This is a genomic window from Ochrobactrum sp. A-1 (assembly GCF_022488005.1).
In the GTDB taxonomy this organism is placed as follows: domain Bacteria; phylum Pseudomonadota; class Alphaproteobacteria; order Rhizobiales; family Rhizobiaceae; genus Brucella.
On the sequence record NZ_JAKVQC010000004.1, the window covers coordinates 293,836 to 311,158 of the forward strand.

The window sequence follows — 17,323 nt, forward strand, 5'->3', positions numbered from 1 at the left end:
CCCTGCCGCAGGAAACGACAGGGCTCGGAGCATCGGGCGAGAAGTGGAGTTCGGCTTTCGCGCCGCTGCTGGCTCAGAAAGTCTGATCAGAATGCCGACGGCTTGGCGGCATAGCCCACCTTGGCGACCGAATTGACCAGAGCGGCCACGTCGCTGAGCGCCGGATCATGCTCGATCTCGATGCGGCCGCTGGAGAATTTTACCTCGGCCTTCGTTACGCCGGGCAACGCCAGCAGCGACTTCTCGATCTTTGGCACGCAGCTTGGGCAAGACAGCTCATCGCTGCGCAGCAGGGTCCGAATGGGGGTTGCGGTCATGGTCTGATCCTTTCGATTGATCGGCGTTGTTTCTGAGGTAGAGATAGCTATGCAATCCGCGCACAAGGATTGGCAAAAGCCGAAAGGTAGCTTTGCATGAATGCACAGGTCGCGAATTGGGACGATTTGCGGGTGTTTCTAGCGGTCGCACGAACCGGAAGCCTGTCGGGTGCGGCGCGCAGTCTCGGTGTCAATCATTCGACGGTGTTTCGCCGGATTTCCGGCTTCGAGACGACATTGGGAGTGCGGCTGTTTGAACGGCTGCCGACCGGCTATGCGCTGACGCTCGCGGGCGAAGAAACACTGGCCGCCGCCGAGCGGATCGAAGCCGATATTGCCACGCTCGACCGCACTGTCACCGGGCAGGACCAGCGACCGAGCGGGATGATCCGCATCACCGCGACCGACCTGCTGGCCGTGGCGGTGCTTCCCCGCCATATTGCCGCGTTCCGGGCCGAATGGCCTGGAATCGAAATCGAGGTGGTGGTGGCGGACACGATGCTGGACCTGGCGCGGCGCGAGGCGGACGTGGCGCTGAGGATCGGCAATCCGGTGCAGGAAACGCTGGTCGGGCGACGAGTTGGCCGACTGGCCTTTGCCGTCTACGCAGCTGTGCACACTGGCGTACGGGGGCCGGGCGATCCAGCCCACGGTGACTGGATCGGCTATGGCTCAGCCCACGGCCCACTGAGCCGCAGCCTGGCGCGCTGGTGGCCGCAGATGCGGCAGGTCTATCGGACGAATTCGATCATCGCCGCCCATGCCGCGGCGCGAGCCGGGATCGGCCTTGCCGCTTTACCCTGCGTGCTTGCCGATTGCGATCCCGAACTGGTTCGCGCCACCTCGCTTCCCGAAGACTTCATGCTGGATCTGTGGCTTCTGACCCATGAAGATCTGCGCAATACCGCGCGTATCCGCATCTTTCTGGATTTCATGGCCGCGGCGCTCGCCGCCAATGCCGATCTGCTGGAAGGGCGCTGCCCCTGCAAGACGAAACCGGCGGAGGCATGACGCCCCCGCCGGACCCATCCTTCGGGCTGACACCCGACCTGTATCAGTTGAACGCCTGCCAGCCGGGATGCTCGAAATGCTCGCCATAGGCGTTGAGCGCCTGGACGATCGTCACCGCGCCTGTTTCCACCTCGCCTTCCTCCAGCGCCGAGACGCCGTTCATGACTTCACCCAGGACGACGTGGAACTGTTCGTCGACCTTGGGTTCGAGCACGCAGTTCTCGACCATGAAATCGAGCTGCTTTTGAATGTCGGCGGCAATCACCTTGCCGGCATCGGCCGGCAGCGTGCCGGCATGGATCGCCTCCAGATTGGCGGCCATCGTGCCGTGGATCGCGGTCATACCGGTGATCATGTTCTGATCGCCCTGCCATTTGGCGCCATTGTTCAGCGTGATCTCGATTGCCGCCTCGCCGGCGCCGTCATGGGCATGGGTTTGCGCGGCGGCGATCCCCGGCGCGCCCAGCGCCAGGGCAAGCGCCAGGGCGAAAGCGGTAAAAGGTCTTGCAGTCTGCATGGTCGTCTCCTGTGGTTGATGCGTTGCTTCCGGCCGCGACGGGCGGTCAAGGCAATGCCGTTGGGGTTGAGATGAAGTTAGACTGTCCGTTTTCGATTAGGTATTGGCGAAGCCTGCAAGAAGTCCTTGCATCAATGGACAGGCTTCAGATGACGACAGAACGCTCCCGGCCTGACCTCGACGCCACTCCGCCGTCGAACAGCGGGCCGACGGTGCGGGCTTGGACACCATCGGCCCTGCGCTCGAGGAAGAGCGCATCGAGGCCACGGCGCACTGCCAGGTCACTGCCTGCCTCAGCACCCAGCACCATCAGCGCGGTTGCCCAGGCATCGGCTTCGGCGCAGCTGCGGGCAACGACCGTCACCGAAGCGGGCGACGACCGGAGCGGAGCGCCGGTCATTGGGTCCATCGTGTGTGACAGGCGCCGGCCCTGAACCGTCACACCATGCCGGTAGTCGCCCGAGGTGGCGACGGCGGCGTCCTGCAAGGCCAGCAGCGACTGCGGCGCGCGGCGGTCGGGATCGGGCGCTTCGATGGCGATGGCCCAGGGCTGGCCATCGGGGCGCAGGCCCAGCGCTCGCATCTCGCCGTCGATGCCCACCAGCCCGGATGAAATGCCAAAGCCATGCAGTGTCTCGGCCAGCCGGTCCACGCCGTAACCCTTGGCGATGCCGTTGAGGTCGAGAGTGATCGGCGCAGCCTTGCGCACCGTTGTGCTTGTCGAATCCAGTTCCAGCACCGAGTGGGCAGGCCGGCGCGGCGCATCGCGGGCGTTGCGGATAAGGTGCTGGTCGGCCGTCGCCGGGCCGAAGCCCCAGGTGGCCACCGCATCGCCCATGCCGATGTCGAACGCGCCGCCCGAGGCGCGGCCGATGTCGAGCGCGAGGGCGAGCACCTCCATCAAACGCTTCGGCACCTCCACCCAAGCACCGGACGGCGCCGCGTTGAGGCGCATCAGGTCGCTGCCGGGCTTCCAGGTGGACATCTGCGCATCCACCTCGTCCACCGCCGCCTGCAGTGCGTCGCGGACCGGCCCGGGATCGAACGCTTCCGCCGCATAAAACAGCGCCGTCCAGCGCGTGCCCATGGTGGGGCCGTTCAGCGCCTGGCGCTTCGCTTCAATAGACATCTTCGACATAGCGTCCCTGAGCCTTGAGCAGGGCCGGCGTCAGGCCCGCAGGTGCGAGAATATCAGTGAGCGCGGCGGAGACGCCGGCCGCCATGTCGCGTCCGCCGCAGACCATGACCCGCGCCCCCCTGGCGACCAGGCGCGTGATCTCGGCAGCTTCCTCGCGCAACGCATCTTGCACGTAGCGGGGCATGCGCCCGCGCGAGCAGGCGGTGGCGAGATGGCGCAGACGGCCCTCTCTTTGCCAGCCCGTCAGTTCCGCATCGTAGAGGAAGTCGCTGCCGGGGTGACGCATGCCGAAGAACAGGTGGATCGGGCGCTGCCGCCTATTGGCGCGCACGAAGCCGGCCAGCGGCCCGATCCCCGTGCCGGCGCCGATCAGGATCAGCGGTGCGCGGCCACGGCCGGGATGGAAGCCGGGGTTGCGGCGCAGGAAAGCGCTGACCGTGTCCCCGGGCTCCAGCCCGAAAAGCTGGCTGGAGCACAGGCCGCCTGGATGCTTCTTCACGACGATTTCGATGAAGCCGTCGCGACGCCCGGAGGCGAGCGAATAGAACCGGGGAACGGACGCGCCTTGCGGCAGGATGCCGAGGAGGTCGCCCGCGCGGAAGCGGCCAAAGCCATGACCGGCCAGCCGCCGCCACAGCGCAATTTCAGGCAGGGCGAAGCGCAGGATGGCCGTCGGGGCCTGAACATCGGCGCCATAGTCGCGGCGCGAAAGCAGCATCAGCGGCAGGGCAGCCGGCGGAACCGGCTGGTGGGCAAGGACAAGGTCGATGCCTATCGCCACGCCAAGCGAGCGGCCCCAGCGGGCAAAATCCTGCGGCGACTGGCGGTCCACCGTGTCGAACGGGATGAGTTGGCGCCATCCCCTGGCTGCCGCCGTCTCCGTCACCGCCTGCGCGAAGGCGCAATAGGCGGCAAATCCGCGATCGCCGAAGCCGAGCACCGCCAGCGGCGCGGAAGGGGCCACGGACAAAGTTTGCAGCCGATCGAGGAAGCCCCCGGCCGAGGCCGGTGCGTCGCCGTCGCCATAGGTGGCGGCGAGGATCAGGACGCGCCGCGCCTGCCGGTAGCGCGCCGGGTCGAAGGCCGACATCGGCGCGGCATGCACCGTCTGGCCTGCACCTGACAGCGCGGCATGCAAGGTCGCGGCGAAGCCCCAGCTGCTGCCGCCTTCGCTGCCGACCAGCAGGATCGTCTCGGCATGCCCGGCGGCGACATTGCCACGAATGCGCGGCCGCCCGCGCCGGCCTGCGAGCCACAGGGCAAGGCCCGTGCCCGCCATCGCCGGTACGCCAAGCGCCATGAATCCGAGGACCAGCCCGAGAGTTGCCGCTCCCTGGCCGGTGTGCAGCATGTAGATGGTTTCCGAAACGCGTTGCCACCCGGTCAGGTCGCTCCATGCCAGAACCGCGCCGGTGCCCTGGTCGAGATAGCCCGTGCCGCGATCCGTCTTGAGGCTCAAGATGTCGGCCGCGTCGCCGGGATCGGGGAATGACAGGCTGCGCAGTTCGGCGACGGGCGTTTGCTTCAGCCTGTCCATGGCCGCGACGGACGCCCCGGTCTGGCCGCTCGCGTCGTTGAGGAAGGCTGGCGATGTCGGCCCGTCGGGCAAAAGATCGAAGGTCGAGGCCGTCATCCACAGGGCCGTGGCCGAGGACAGCAGAAGGCCGGCGACCGCGACGCGCGCAATCTCGACATGCAGCCGGCCGGCGAGCGGACCGCGCAGCGGCGCGAACCAACGCCGCCAGCCACCGGCCCGGCGCGCCACCAGCCCCGCGCCGGACAGAGCCAGCACCAGCATGGCGGCAGCGCCGGCGGCCATCACTATGCGGCCGCCGTCGTCCAGGAAAAGCGAGCGATGCAGGTTGATCAGCCACCGTTCGAACGGGTTGGGATCAGCGGCAGAGATGCCTTGTCCGGTCGCCGGATCGATGATCGCCGCCTGCGGCGCACCGTTCTCGAACCAGTAGGCGGTGATCCGGCCCGAAGGTGAGCGCCGGATCTGCTCCACTTGCGGGTGAAGGGCCTCGATGCGTGCCGCCAGATTGGCCACCGACAGCGTGGCCGTCGCCTGCGGCGAAGTCAGACGCTCGGCGGCGGGGAACAGCGACAGGGCCGCTCCGCTCAGGCTGAGCACCACCAGCAGAAGCGCGGCCAGCAGGCCGGACCAGCGGTGAAGGGCGCGCATCATGGCTGCCTCCCGCTACATGGCGTAGGAGAAATCGACAATGTAACGCCGGCCGGGCACCGCCGTGCCGGCACCGGCGGCCGTCAGCGGCACAGCCACTTCGTTGGGACTGTCGCGCATGTCCTCGACAGCGGCATCGACATGCAGCGTATAGCCGGCGTCGAACAGCGCGTCGGCCAGATCGAGCGTGATTTCCAGTGTGCGGCCCGCCCCGACGCTGGCGCCGGTGATGCCGTCGATCTCCGCGACATTGCCGCCGGTGGCGCGATACCAGCCGGACAGGTGCTCGTAATATTTGGACTTGGCGCCGGCCATCCACAGGCTGCCCACATAGGCGCCCTGCGCATCGGTGACATAGAGCGCCAGATAGGCGCCGTCTCCTCCATAGTTGCTCAGCGTCGTGGTCAGCGTGACAGGCCGGGCCATGGCGAGGCCGGGAAACGTGAGCGCCGTCGTGATGGCGAGGAGTGCAAGAAGCGATTTCATGTCAATGGTGCCTTTCCAGAGCCGCGCACCGGCGGTGTCTTCTGCCCGCCGGTGCGATCAATCTGGAGAATGTGCCTGAGCGCTTGCTGACGGCCCCGTGACTTTTGCTTCAGCTTATCGTCAGGAACGATCGGCGTGGCGCAATCCTGCACGGTCGCTGCCGGGTCGCGCTCCAAGAAGCTGGGCGACGCCCGTACGAAAAAACCCGGAACGGGTCGTGCACACATGAAAAGGCACGACCCGTCCGGGCTCGATATCTGTTTTCAGCCTGCCTGTTGAAGATCAGGAGCAGTCAATCATGCGTCTTTCCGTCCGCGTCGAATTTCTTCAGATAGGCGATCAGGTCCGAGATCTTTTGCTCGTCCTTCAAGCCTGCATAGATCATCTTGGTGCCGGGAATGGTGGCCTTCGGATTCTTGATATATTCGCGGAACGTCTCCTCGTCCCAGACGATCCCGGAATCCTTGTTTGCCGGTGAATACTTATACCCTTCGACCGAACCTGAGTGCCGGCCGATCAGGCCATTGAGCTCCGGCCCGACCCCGTTCTTGGCCTTCTCACCGATCTGGTGGCAAGCCCGGCATGCGGCAAACACCTTCTTGCCAGCCTCGGCGTCGTCTGCCGAAGCTGTCGCCGTTGCGAAAAATACCGTCGCCACGGATATCGTGGCAGCGTAGAAATAGGCCTTCATGCGATATTCCTCCTACAGTGAGCCGCTTCGGATGCGGCACGACGAATGAAATTCAATAGAGTGGATGGGTGCTTCATCTGCACAATCTACGCCGTCCTGCCTCGAGAACATCAGGGATTTGCGTCATCCATCGGCAAGCTGCTTGTAAAGCCAGCCACGGCGATCGGACCGCCGTGTTGTCCCCCTGGTTATTTTCCGTCATCCCGGTGATGATATGAAGCTGTCCGTCCGCCGCTTCTGGTCGCTTGCGGTTGGCATCGATACCGGTGCCGACGATTATCCGCTCAAGCGAAGCCACTCTCAACTGAAGCTCGATTGGAATGTCTTGAAGCTCGCCGCGCTTCCGAGCGCCATGAAGGCTTAAAGGGCAGGGATCTAGCCATTTATCGCGGCCTAGTCAGGCTGGGTTAACTGTTCTTCTTGGGGTTTTCTGTTCGGCGGACGAACTCCCAGTGCAGTTTTCGAAGGTCGCTGAGACAAGCGGCAGTTAATTCGACTTGAAACCGTGAAAGACGCGGGTAAGTCTTGGCAGACTACCGGTGCAAGTACCCCCAAGCGGGATGGGATATATGACTCGCGTTCGTACGGCCTTTGTCTGGATTGTTGCGGCCACGCTTGTGATGTGGCTCAGTGCCGAGTTGCCGCTGTGGCTGGGCGGATCCGCGACGCGCCGGTTTGGCGATGCATTCATGCAAGGCACGGGGGTTCTGGCCATCGTGCTGATGAGCCTGTCGCTGATGCTGGCAGCGCGCCCGCGGATCGTCGAGCGGTGGATGAACGGCCTCGACAAGATGTATCGCCTGCACAAATGGCTGGGCATCGCCAATCTGATCGTCGCCGCGGTGCATTGGCAAGCTTACGGGTTTGTCCGCTCGGCCGAACTCGATGCCGGGACCTCTGCCGCACCTATCGACGGATGGGCCGGGTTTGCCGAAGCGCAGCACGACACGGCCGTCTTCATCGGTGATCAGGCCTGGAAATTCGTTCTGGTCCTCAGCATCCTCGCGCTGGTAAAGCGGTTCCCCTATCGCCTGTTCTTCAAGACGCACTGGCTGTTCGTGCCGACCTATTTCGTACTGATTTACCATTCGGTGGTCCTGCTGGACATCAGCGCCTGGACCAGCCTGCTCGGCCCCGTGCTCGGGATCGTGATGGCGGCGGGCATATGGAGCGGCATCGTCTGCCTGTGGCGGAGCTTCCGCGTCACCGACGACCGCGCAATCGGCAATGTCGTCGGCATCACCTACCACGAGAGTGTGCGAACACTCGAACTCGAAGTGCAACTCGACAGCCGCTGGAAAGGGCATGAGGCGGGTCAGTTCGCCTTCCTGTCCACGGGCGAGGAAGCGCCGCATCCGTTCACCATTCTCAGCGCATGGCGCGGCGATGGTCGTGTTTCCTTTCTGATCAAGGAGCTCGGCGACTACACTTCCACCCTGTCCAGGACACTGAAGACCGGCGATGAGGTCAAGGTCGAGGGGCCGTGGGGCACGTTCGATTTCGCATCGGATGCACCGCGCCAGATCTGGATTGCAGGGGGTGTCGGGGTCACGCCCTTCATCGCCCGGATGCGGCACCTGGGGGAGCATCCCGACGGCAAGCTCGTGGACTTCTTCTTCTCGACGCCACAATCCTACCCGGAAGGCGACCGGCTTCTCGACCTGGACGCGCGGGCTGCCGGGGCGAACCTCCATCTGCACTTCAGCGACGAGGCGGGACTGATCACGGCTGAACATGTCGCGGCGATAGTGCCGGACCTGGCCAATGCGGATGTGTGGTTCTGCGGCCCGGCCGCCATGGGCGCGGCGCTGAAATCCGGGTTGGTCAAGCTCGGCCTGCCACCAGTGCGCTTTCATCAGGAGCTTTTCGAGATGCGTTGATCGGCGCAGGCCGGCCTCCAATTGCTATGTCTTGCCAAAACTGCGCGCCCGGCGCGATCCAATGGAAAAGAAGAAGCGGCAGTCACGCCACCCTCAATCCTCACGGAGCCATGGGGAAGGGCCAGCTCCGCGCAACTCCGGCTCATTCCTTCTAGATTGACGGCCCAAGGCGGCATGATCCGCTCCGCGTCAGCTTCCGTCGAACGCTCGTATGGCCCATTTCATTCGCGAACCGAATCGTCGCCAACGCTTCTTACTCCCGGTCGACATGATGGACTGGTTGCCCGAGGGTGACATTGTCCACGTCATTGTTGATGCCGTCGGGCTCATGGAGTTCAGCGAATTCGAGGCGACCTACAAGATCAGTTGAGCGGGCCAAGCCCTGAGCCACGGCGATGCTGCTGATACTGTTGATCGTCGGCATTCTCGGCATCGCCGTGTCCGGCGAGAGCATTGCGAATATCGTCAAATAGTTCCAGACGATCAGGATGATCGGGTCCAGAAAATCCACTTCGCATGGCAACTGAGCGGCTGGCTCATTCGTGAGGCATGGATCGTCTGGAACAGCTGGCACCCATCTCGATTATCGGAACTGCCGCCAACATGAATGCGGCTATCGACAACGGGCTTGCGCGGCGGCAAGGTTTCTCGGCATGACGGTTCCGGAGGTGCGCAATCGAGCCACGATAAACGGCGCGATCGAGATCGGCCGCGGTCGCGCCGCCGTCACCTCGGACATATTCGCCGGCGGCCATGGACATGGCGCCGGCAACTAGGCCGGCGACGCCGGCAACGAGCACTTCGGACGTCGAGGCAGAGGCCGCCGCGACGCCGACGATTAGACTGGCGGTCGAGACGATCCCGTCATTCGCGCCGAGAACCGCCGCTCGCAGCCAGCCGATGCGAGCGACCAGATGGGTCTCCGGATGCAGATGCGCGTGCACCAAAGCCTCCCTGCGATGTTGCCGTGCCTTGCCGGATCCATTCCCGCCGCCATGGCATCCTTCGGGCCAACTATGGTTGGCCGCGCCCGCGAACGGAAGCCCCTCTGTTCAGCGCAGGCTCATGCGCTGGAGCGTTCCGTCGCGCAGCACGAACTGGTGCCAGATGGCCATCAGCGCGTGCAGGCCGGCAAGGATCAGGATGAATGTGCCGGCATTTTCGTGCAGATCGGCGATCAGGCCGGGGCGTCCCTGGACCGCTGCGGTGAGCGCCGGAAGCTCGATGCCGAGAAAGGAAACCGGCACTCCCATGCGCGATGCAGCGTACCAGCCGGTGATCGGTAGGCCGACCATGAGTAGATAGAGCAGGCCGTGGCCAGCCTTTGCGGCGGTTGCGAGCCATCCGCGCCCGCCAATCGCCTCAGGTGCGGCACCGGCCAGCCGCAGGATCAGGCGCGGCACAATGAGGGCCAGCACCGCCAGCCCCAGCGTGAAATGCAGCAAGGGTGGATCCTGGATCACTTCGCGGCCACCCTCTGCGGTCAGCCAGGCGCCGACCACCAGAAGGGCGGTCAGCCAGTGAACAACGATCATGGTTTTCGAATAACGGAGGGGATTGCTCGACATGGTTGGCTTTTCCTGCGGTGGAAAGGGTTGGGTGTGCAGGACCGCCACCGGCCCGGCCTGTCGGTCATGTCACCTTACTTGACGACGCTTTTCGGCAGCTTCCCCGATTCGAACAGCTTGTTCGAGGGAGGTGGGGCGCCCGAAGCGCCGCCCGTGCCGGGATCGGAAGATTGCCGCCGTTCGCGCGTGTCGTCCTCATCATGCCGGTCCTTGCGCTTCATCTTGACGACTGAAAGGGTTTCGGGATCGATTTTCGCCTTGAATGCATTTCCAGCGTCGTCAAGACCCCTGACCTCATAGCAACCGTCATCGATCTTGATCCGGCTCACCTGCCAGCCGCGTGCTTTGGCCATTGCCTCAACCGCTTCGCGAGACTGCCACTGATCCATCGGCACGTGACAATCATCGTCAGCCATCGCCGAACCGGCTCCAACCATGATGAAGAAAAGCGAAGCTGCCACGATATGTTTCATCATGTCATTTGTCCTGCATCAGCGTTTACATGAAGAAATGCTGGCATTCATTCCTGACGAATAGCTGAAGCCCAACCGACTTATCTGTCAGCCAACTGACAGGTCCACCGACCAGGGATAGGCGCAGTCAGGATGGAGTGTGCATGCGAATCCTTCTGGTGGAAGACGACACGATCCTTGGCGCGGCGGTGCGTGATCACATCGCGGCCGACAGTCATTCGGTCGACTGGGTCACCCGCCTCGACGCGGCGATGGACCATCTGGATAGCACCGCCTACGATCTTGTCCTTCTCGACCTCATGCTTCCCGACGGGCGGGGCATCGCCTTCCTGCGCGATCTGCGTCGCAAGGGCAGCGTCACACCGGTCGTCATTCTGACGGCGCTGGATCAGATCTCCGACCGCATCGCCGGGCTCAATGCGGGAGCGGACGACTACATGACCAAGCCCTTCGATCTGTCCGAGCTGTCGGCGCGGTTGAGTGCGGTGGCGCGTCGTTACAGCGGCAACCCCAATCCGCTGGTCGAGATCGGCGACCTTCAGATCGATCTTGCCGCCAGGACGGTTCTGCGCAATGGCCGCTCCATCGACCTGACGGCGCGCGAGTGGGCGCTGTTCGAGGCTTTCGTCCGGCGCCCCAGTCAGGTGATTTCGAAGACGCAACTGGAAGAGCGGCTCTATGCGTTTGGGGCTGAAGTGGAAAGCAACACGATCGAGGTCCATGTCAGCCGTGTGCGCAAGAAACTGGGGCATTCGGTCATCGATACGGTGCGCGGGATCGGCTATCGGCTGGGCGACACTCGATGATTGCGCCTCGAAGCCTGCAATGGCGCCTGTCGCTCTGGCTGGGGCTTGGCTTGACCTTGCTCTGGGTGGCAGCGGCCGCGGTGACCATCCAGAAGCTTCGCCACGAGATGGATGAGGTGTTCGACAGCGCACTAGAGGAAACCGGGCAGCGCCTGCTGCCGCTGGCCGTTCGCGACATCGTCGGCCGCGACAGCGACGACGATGCTAGCCAGAGCGTCGCGACGATGCGCGAGCACAATGAGTACTTCACCTATGTGGTGAGGGACGCCGAAGATCGGGTGCTGCTGCGCTCACACAAAGCCGATCTGTCCGTCTTTCCGCCGTTTACCGCCATGGGGTTCGCGAACACCTCCACACACCGCATTTATTCCGACGCCGCACTTCAGGGCACCATCACGATCTCGATCGCCGAGCCGCTGGCCCGCCGCCAGATGGTCGCTCGCGAGATACTTGTAGGGCTGGCTCTTCCACTTGGCCTGCTTATCCCGATAAGCCTGATCGGAGTATGGGCGGTGGTGCGCCTGTCCATGGCACCGCTCCGGCGCTTCCGCTCGGACATCGAAGTCCGGGGTGCAGGCGATTTCACCCCTATCTCCGCCGAAGGCCTGCCTTCGGAGATCCAACCGAACGCGCGAGCAGTGAACCGCTTGCTGGAGCGTCTCAGGCGCACGCTGGAGGCCGAGCGCAGCTTTACCGCCAATTCCGCGCATGAGCTGCGCACACCGGTCGCGGCGGCGCTTGCGCAAACGCAAAGACTTGTCATCGAAACGTCGGACGAGGCCGCCCGCGCGCGTGGTCGCGAGATCGAGGCGGCATTGCGCCGCCTCGCCAGACTGTCGGAAAAGCTCATGCAACTGGCGAGAGCCGAAGGGGCGAGGCTTCGGGCAGCGGAGCCGACCGATCTCGCCGCCATCCTCCATATGGTGGTGAACGAAATGACCGCAAGCGCCGGCAATGCCGGACGGGTCGAACTGGTTGTGCCCGAGGCCCCGGCGCTCTCGCATATCGATCCCGATGCCTTCGCGATCCTGGCCCGCAACCTGATCGAAAACGCGCTGAAGCATGGTTCGCGGCAAGAGCCGGTGCGGGTGACGCTGTCCGCCGACGGCGTGCTGTGCGTCGCCAATGCGGGCGCGGCCATCGCACAGGACGTGCTTGCCCGCCTGTCCGAGCCGTTCGAGCGGGGGCGGGCACAGACGGACGGCGCGGGCCTCGGACTGGCCATCGCCCGGACCATCGCCGCCGGCAGCGGCGGCAGGATCGAGCTGCTGTCGCCGCGCGAGGAGCGACAGGACGGCTTCGAGGCCCGGTTCTTCATCGACGGATGACGATGTGACCTGTCTGGAAGCGCCAAATGTGAGAATATGCTGTCAGCGGCGGCCCGCCGTGCGACTGAAACGATCTTGAGGATGACGTGAAGCAATCCGTGTCTTTAGATTTTCCGATGACCTTGTCTCTGGCAACCGTTCTGGGGATGGTTCTCGCCATCGCCGGCAGATGGCTTTTCGGCGGGGAACTGGCCTTCCTCGACCCGCCGGGCCTGGCACTCGTCTATCTTGCCGGGGGGATGCCAGCCGCATGGCGGGCCCTGGCCGCACTCTGGCGCGAACGCATCCTGGACATCGACCTGCTGATGGTCGTCGCGGCGATCGCCGCCGCCGTAGTCGGCGCGCCTTTCGAAGGCGCCGTGTTGCTGACCCTGTTCAGCATTTCCACCACGCTCGAGCACCGGGCGCTGGGACGCGCGCGCCGCGCGATCGAGGCGCTGATGGCGCTGCGGCCGGAAACAGCGCTGCGCAAGCGCACGGACGGCAGGGTCGTAGAGGTTCCGGCGGCTGAACTTGCCGTCGGCGACATGGTGGTGCTGCGCCCCGGCGCAAGGGTCCCGGCCGACGGCGTGATCGTCAGCGGGCGCGGTGGCATCGACGAGGCCAACATCACCGGCGAATCCATGCCCGTCTCCAAGGAGACCGGCGCTAAAGTTTTCGAGGCCACCGTCAATCTCGACGGCGTGCTGGAAGTCTCCATCACCCGCACGGTCAGCGACAGCACCATTGCTCGTATGATCCTGCTGGTGACAGAGGCGCAGGCCGCAAAGGCTCCTTCCGAACGGTTCAGCTCCTGGTTCGGGCAGCGCTATACCGTTGCGGTTATGGCAGGCGCGATGCTCGCCTTCGCTGCCTTCTACTGGCTGGGGCGAGACTGGGAGCAGGCGCTCTACAAGGCCGCCACGCTGCTGGTTGCGGCCAGCCCCTGTGCCATCGTCATCTCGGTGCCTGCCGCTATTCTTTCGGCGCTCTCGGCTGCCGCGCGGGGCGGGGTCCTGTTCAAGGGGGGCGCCGCACTGGAAACGCTCGCCGCTGTCGACTCGTTTGCGTTCGACAAGACGGGAACCCTGACAACCGGCCGCGCCGCGGTGACGCAGGTGGTCGCGCTGGACGGCGACGAAGAGCGCTTCCTGTCGCTGCTCGGTGGCCTCGAAGCGCATTCGGAACACCATATCGCCGCCGCGATCCGCAGGGAGGTGGCGACCCGTGATCTTAACATAGCAGATGTCGTCGACGTGAACGCGCGACCAGGTGTCGGAATAGAAGGATTCGATGCGCTCGGCCCAGTGTGGGCGGGCAACTCGTATCTGGTTGAGGAAATGGGCGCGCGTATCGATCGCCCCGAGTTGCTAAAGATTGCCGGCAACGCCCAAACGGTGATTTATCTCGGGCGCGGCGCCACTGTGCTGGGCGCCGTCAGCGTGGCGGACGAGGCCAGGGCCAGCTCCGCTGCGGCGTTGGCCGCCCTGCGCGACAGTGGCGTGCACCGGATCGTCATGATGACGGGAGACCGTAAGCCTGTAGCGCTGCGCATCGGCGCCGAGCTTGGGCTGAAGCCCGAGGAGATCCATGCCGGGATGCTGCCTCACGACAAGGTGCGCGAAGTCGGAGAACTGGCGGCAACCGGCAAGGTCGCGTTCGTCGGTGATGGCGTCAATGACGCTGCCGCCCTTGCCCGCGCCGATGTCGGCATCGCCATGGGCGCGGCCGGTTCCGATGTCGCCCTCCAGGCCGCCGACGTAGCGCTGCTGTCGGAAGATATGGAAAGGCTTGCCCAAGCGCATCGGCTTGCCCGTCGCACCGCCAGCATCATCCGGCAGAACCTCGTCGTCGCCATCGGAGCGATGGTGGTTCTGGTCACCGGCGGCCTGTTCTTCAACCTGCCCCTGCCGCTGGCGGTCATCGGCCATGAGGGTGGAACCGTCCTTGTCGTGCTGAATGGCCTGCGGTTGCTGTCGGATCCGATCCGCCGTGTCACGGCCGGGTCAGCTGCCGGCCAATTGTCGACAGTCGTGCAGTCTTCGGCGCCTGCGAAACCGGCCACCGACCACGAGATCCCGGAGCATACAAGTTAACCGAATAGCTGCCGACCTCACTGGAGAACAATTTGGCAAGGGCTCCACTCATGTGAGCGAACGCGTTCCACATGGAAGCGTATCAACGATTTAATCATGCTTTGTCGGAAACGTGACGATGAAGCAAGCACCGCCGTCGGTGGGCCCCTCTTGCCGTACGTTTGCACCGTGATGCTGTGCGATCTGGCGCACCAGCGACAGGCCCAATCCCCAGCCGCTGGCGTGCTCACTACGGCCTGAGGGGCGGTAGAACGGCTCGAACACCCGCTCGCGCTCCGCCTCCGCGATGCCCTGCCCATGGTCGCGCACGGCAAGCTCGACCGCGGAGCCATGGCTGCGGACTTCTGCGGAGACCGGTGGCGCGCCGTGGCGTAGCGCGTTCTGGATCAGGTTGCGCACGAGGCGGGCGAGCAGGCGCGCATTGCCCTTGACCGTCGCGGCTTCACCGGTCACTTCGACGCGGTGGCGCGCGCCTTCCTCCGCCACCAGTGCCAGAAGGTCGACATCATCGGTAAGCTCGACCGTCCCGGCATGGTCAAGACGGCTCGCCAGCAATATCTCTTCCACCAACTCGTCCAGCTCGGACAGATTGCGCATGATCTCGCGGCGGCGCGCCTCGCTCGGTGCTGCCTCGTTGAGGTCGCTCGCCATGCGCAGGCGCGCCAGTGGCGAACGCAGTTCATGGCTGGCATTGGCGAGCAGCGAGCGGTGGGCAGCTACCAGGCCCTCGATACGCTCCGCCGCGCGGTTGAAACTCTCTGCGACCGCCGCCACCTCGTCCTTGCCCTCAACGGGCGCGCGCAACGCGAGATCGCCGCCGCCCCACACCTCGACGCCGCGACGCAGACGTTCGAGCCGACCAGTCAGATGCCGCACGATCGGCCAGGCGATCAAGCCGGTAATGCCCGCAATCAATGCCAACCAGATGAGCGGGTTGGCGCGCGGGGGGCCGAAGAAATTGCCGCCGAGACGGGCGGCGACAACACGCCCATCCGGTAGCCTCGCCGACAGGCGGCGGCGATCTTCGCCCCGCCGGAAGTGGCCCCTATTGTCGGGCATGGCGAAGGGAAGGGGAGGGCCTACGCTTGCGATCGTGCCGCCATCGGCCGTGAAGACAGTGATGTCGGCGTCGAAGGCCTCGCCGAGCCGCGCCAGCACGATCCGCGTCTCTTGCATGTCGGCATCGGCCGGCAGCATGGCTGCGAGGAAGGCATCGCGCCTTGCCGCCCAGCCGCGATCCTCCTCATCGTGGGAAAGGCGCACGAAGATGGCGCTGGCCAGAGCCACCACCACGAGGCTCGCCAGCAGCGTGAGATAGACCTTCACGAACAGGCTGTTGCGCATCGAGAGCCGCCTACCTTTCTTCATCCTGCCGACGGGCGAAGACGTAGCCCGCTCCGCGCACGGTGATGATGCGCCTCGGGTGCCTGGGATCATCCTCTATCGCCGCGCGGATACGCGAGATATGGACGTCGACGGAGCGGTCGAAGGCGTCGGAACCCTCGCCCTTCAGCCTATCCATCAACTGCTCGCGCGACACGATGCGCCCGGCATTCTCGGCCAGCGCCGCCAAGAGGTCGAACTGGTGGCCGGTCATCGCACAGTCATGGCCATCCACCCTTGCGACGCGCGAGGCCGGGTCGATCTCCAGACGGCCGAAGCGCATGACCCGGCCGGCGGCGACGCCGCCCCCGCGCCGGCGCAGGATGGCGCGCAGCCGTGCCAGCAGTTCGCGCGGGCTGAACGGCTTGGGAAGATAGTCATCGGCGCCGAGCTCCAGTCCGACGATGCGGTCCGTCTCCTCGCCCTTGGCCGTCAGCATCAGGATGGGCACGTCCGAGCCGGCGCGGATGCGCCGGCAGGTCTCGAAGCCGTCGAGGTCGGGCAGCATCACGTCGAGGATCACCGCGTCGGGCGCCTTGCGGCGGATATCGTCGAGGCCGGCATGGGCGGAAGCCGCCGCCCGCGCGGCAAAGCCGTTGGTGGAAAGGTAGTCGCACAGCATGGCAGAGAGCCGCGTGTCGTCGTCGACGATCAGGATCTCTTCCGCCATGCCTTGTGCTCCTATGGTGTCAGCGGCGCGATCTTACCACCGGCCGGGACCCCTGCGCTCCTTCATTTGCTCGGTGAGCTTGGCGCGCTGCTCCGGCGTCAGCACCTCGGCGGCGTCGAGCGCGGCGGCGACCATCTTCTTCGACGCCTCGTCGATTGCCGCGATGCGTTCCGCGCGCAGCGTCTCGGCGGCGGCGCGGTCGATGGTCGGGGCGGCCAGCAGTTCCATCACCGTCGTGCGGGTGTCGCGGAACTCGCGCATCACCGGCCGCAGCTCGGCGCGGGTGTCGTCGATGATCGCCCAGATACGGTCCTCCTGCTCGGCTGTGGCGTCGACCGCGTCGAGCGTGCGACTAAAGCCGCGTCCGGCGAAGTGGCCGCCATGCCTCATGCCCATCTCCATGAACTGCTGGCTCATGCCCTGGCCGCCGCCCATCGCTCCGGCGGCGCCGATGCCGGCCAGCGCCAGCACGGCGACGCCACCGGCGACGATCCAGCGCGTGCGGCGCTTGCTGTTGGTCGGAGTCGTGCTGGCGATGCCGGTTTCCTGCCTATCCTGTTCCATGGTGAAGCTCCTTGTCGATGCGGCCCGATTGCCGCGATTAAGCCAGACTAGGAAAGGACTGTTTCGGGTGTTTCAGGTAAGTGTGAAGAAATGTGAAGCTGACATGGCCGACAGTAGACGCGAACCAAATGCCAACGCATCGTCGGAAGAGCAGTTGGCGGAGGGCGTAGCCGCCCGCATCATGCCTCACATATCGGCAATCCGCCTGGACCAATTGTCGTAAGGTACCAA

19 protein-coding genes and 1 pseudogene are annotated in these 17,323 nt (G+C 64.9%); 6 read left to right on the top strand and 14 right to left on the bottom strand.

Features of this window, described 5'->3' with window-relative positions; translation table 11 throughout:
• Window positions 1–86 precede the first annotated feature (86 nt).
• Window positions 87–317 (bottom strand): cation transporter, encoded by a 231-nt coding sequence (locus MKS82_RS10935; protein WP_240578840.1) that lies wholly within the window; start codon window positions 315–317, stop codon window positions 87–89.
• A 96-nt stretch (window positions 318–413) separates the two neighbouring features.
• Between MKS82_RS10935 and MKS82_RS10940 the strand changes: the two genes are divergently transcribed.
• Window positions 414–1,328, top strand: coding sequence for a LysR family transcriptional regulator (locus tag MKS82_RS10940; protein WP_240578841.1), 915 nt, complete (start codon window positions 414–416; stop codon window positions 1,326–1,328).
• 43 nt (window positions 1,329–1,371) lie between these two features.
• Here MKS82_RS10940 and MKS82_RS10945 read toward each other — a convergent pair whose 3' ends face one another.
• From MKS82_RS10945 to MKS82_RS10970, 6 genes are all read right to left on the bottom strand, one after another.
• On the bottom strand, window positions 1,372–1,845 hold the full coding sequence (locus tag MKS82_RS10945) for a hypothetical protein (protein ID WP_240578842.1): 474 nt from the start codon (window positions 1,843–1,845) through the stop codon (window positions 1,372–1,374).
• Window positions 1,846–1,990: 145 nt separating this feature from the next.
• On the bottom strand, window positions 1,991–2,983 hold the full coding sequence (locus MKS82_RS10950; protein ID WP_240578843.1) for an FAD:protein FMN transferase: 993 nt from the start codon (window positions 2,981–2,983) through the stop codon (window positions 1,991–1,993).
• On the bottom strand, window positions 2,964–5,171 hold the full coding sequence (locus tag MKS82_RS10955; protein ID WP_240578844.1) for a PepSY domain-containing protein: 2,208 nt from the start codon (window positions 5,169–5,171) through the stop codon (window positions 2,964–2,966). The genes MKS82_RS10950 and MKS82_RS10955 overlap by 20 nt, the downstream gene beginning before the upstream one ends.
• A gap of 12 nt (window positions 5,172–5,183) precedes the next feature.
• Window positions 5,184–5,654, bottom strand: coding sequence for a DUF2271 domain-containing protein (locus tag MKS82_RS10960; RefSeq protein WP_240578845.1), 471 nt, complete (start codon window positions 5,652–5,654; stop codon window positions 5,184–5,186).
• Window positions 5,651–5,881: a hypothetical protein gene (locus tag MKS82_RS10965; RefSeq protein WP_240578846.1), complete on the bottom strand. Its 231-nt coding sequence runs from the start codon at window positions 5,879–5,881 to the stop codon at window positions 5,651–5,653. Before MKS82_RS10965 ends, MKS82_RS10960 begins: the two co-directional genes overlap by 4 nt.
• 65 nt (window positions 5,882–5,946) lie before the next feature.
• Complete coding sequence (locus MKS82_RS10970; RefSeq protein WP_240578847.1) at window positions 5,947–6,345, bottom strand: c-type cytochrome; 399 nt, start codon at window positions 6,343–6,345, stop codon at window positions 5,947–5,949.
• Window positions 6,346–6,559: 214 nt separating this feature from the next.
• Here MKS82_RS10970 and MKS82_RS10975 point away from each other — a divergent pair, with 214 nt between their 5' ends.
• Both MKS82_RS10975 and MKS82_RS10980 read left to right on the top strand, forming a co-directional pair.
• Window positions 6,560–6,709: a hypothetical protein gene (locus tag MKS82_RS10975; protein WP_240578848.1), complete on the top strand. Its 150-nt coding sequence runs from the start codon at window positions 6,560–6,562 to the stop codon at window positions 6,707–6,709.
• A gap of 205 nt (window positions 6,710–6,914) precedes the next feature.
• The gene (locus MKS82_RS10980; RefSeq protein WP_240578849.1) at window positions 6,915–8,225 is read left to right on the top strand and encodes a ferredoxin reductase family protein; all 1,311 of its coding nucleotides are present in this window, start codon (window positions 6,915–6,917) and stop codon (window positions 8,223–8,225) included.
• 253 nt (window positions 8,226–8,478) lie between these two features.
• Here the strand turns inward: MKS82_RS10980 and MKS82_RS10985 are convergent, their stop codons facing one another.
• The 4 genes and pseudogenes from MKS82_RS10985 to MKS82_RS11000 all read right to left on the bottom strand — a co-directional run bounded on the left by MKS82_RS10985 (window position 8,479) and on the right by MKS82_RS11000 (window position 10,269).
• Complete coding sequence (locus tag MKS82_RS10985) at window positions 8,479–8,736, bottom strand: hypothetical protein (RefSeq protein WP_240578850.1); 258 nt, start codon at window positions 8,734–8,736, stop codon at window positions 8,479–8,481.
• Between the two features lie 181 nt (window positions 8,737–8,917).
• Window positions 8,918–9,172, bottom strand: a pseudogene (locus MKS82_RS10990) (VIT1/CCC1 transporter family protein); the annotation flags it as partial.
• Window positions 9,173–9,277: 105 nt separating this feature from the next.
• Window positions 9,278–9,793 carry a cytochrome b gene (locus MKS82_RS10995; RefSeq protein WP_035026728.1) on the bottom strand — a complete coding sequence of 172 codons (516 nt, stop codon included), beginning with the start codon at window positions 9,791–9,793 and terminating at the stop codon, window positions 9,278–9,280.
• Between the two features lie 74 nt (window positions 9,794–9,867).
• Window positions 9,868–10,269 (bottom strand): PepSY domain-containing protein, encoded by a 402-nt coding sequence (locus MKS82_RS11000; protein WP_035026729.1) that lies wholly within the window; start codon window positions 10,267–10,269, stop codon window positions 9,868–9,870.
• Between the two features lie 140 nt (window positions 10,270–10,409).
• On the opposite strand from MKS82_RS11000, the gene MKS82_RS11005 reads away from it, so the two are divergent.
• The 3 genes from MKS82_RS11005 (at window position 10,410) to MKS82_RS11015 (ending at window position 14,475) form a co-directional block, all read left to right on the top strand.
• Complete coding sequence (locus tag MKS82_RS11005; protein WP_035026730.1) at window positions 10,410–11,072, top strand: response regulator transcription factor; 663 nt, start codon at window positions 10,410–10,412, stop codon at window positions 11,070–11,072.
• Window positions 11,069–12,400 (top strand): sensor histidine kinase, encoded by a 1,332-nt coding sequence (locus MKS82_RS11010; RefSeq protein ID WP_035026731.1) that lies wholly within the window; start codon window positions 11,069–11,071, stop codon window positions 12,398–12,400. Before MKS82_RS11005 ends, MKS82_RS11010 begins: the two co-directional genes overlap by 4 nt.
• 116 nt (window positions 12,401–12,516) lie before the next feature.
• Complete coding sequence (locus tag MKS82_RS11015; RefSeq protein ID WP_240579025.1) at window positions 12,517–14,475, top strand: heavy metal translocating P-type ATPase; 1,959 nt, start codon at window positions 12,517–12,519, stop codon at window positions 14,473–14,475.
• 90 nt (window positions 14,476–14,565) lie between these two features.
• On the opposite strand, the gene MKS82_RS11020 is transcribed toward MKS82_RS11015, so the two are convergent.
• Genes MKS82_RS11020 through MKS82_RS11030 form a run of 3 tightly spaced genes read right to left on the bottom strand, consistent with a single transcriptional unit; the run spans window position 14,566 to window position 17,092 of the window.
• A complete protein-coding gene (locus MKS82_RS11020) occupies window positions 14,566–15,819 on the bottom strand; it encodes a sensor histidine kinase (RefSeq protein WP_240578851.1) in 1,254 nt (417 codons plus the stop codon).
• A 10-nt stretch (window positions 15,820–15,829) separates the two neighbouring features.
• The gene (locus MKS82_RS11025) at window positions 15,830–16,528 is read right to left on the bottom strand and encodes a response regulator (protein ID WP_240578852.1); all 699 of its coding nucleotides are present in this window, start codon (window positions 16,526–16,528) and stop codon (window positions 15,830–15,832) included.
• Window positions 16,529–16,561: 33 nt separating this feature from the next.
• Window positions 16,562–17,092, bottom strand: coding sequence for a Spy/CpxP family protein refolding chaperone (locus tag MKS82_RS11030; protein ID WP_240578853.1), 531 nt, complete (start codon window positions 17,090–17,092; stop codon window positions 16,562–16,564).
• Between the last annotated feature and the right edge of the window lie 231 nt (window positions 17,093–17,323).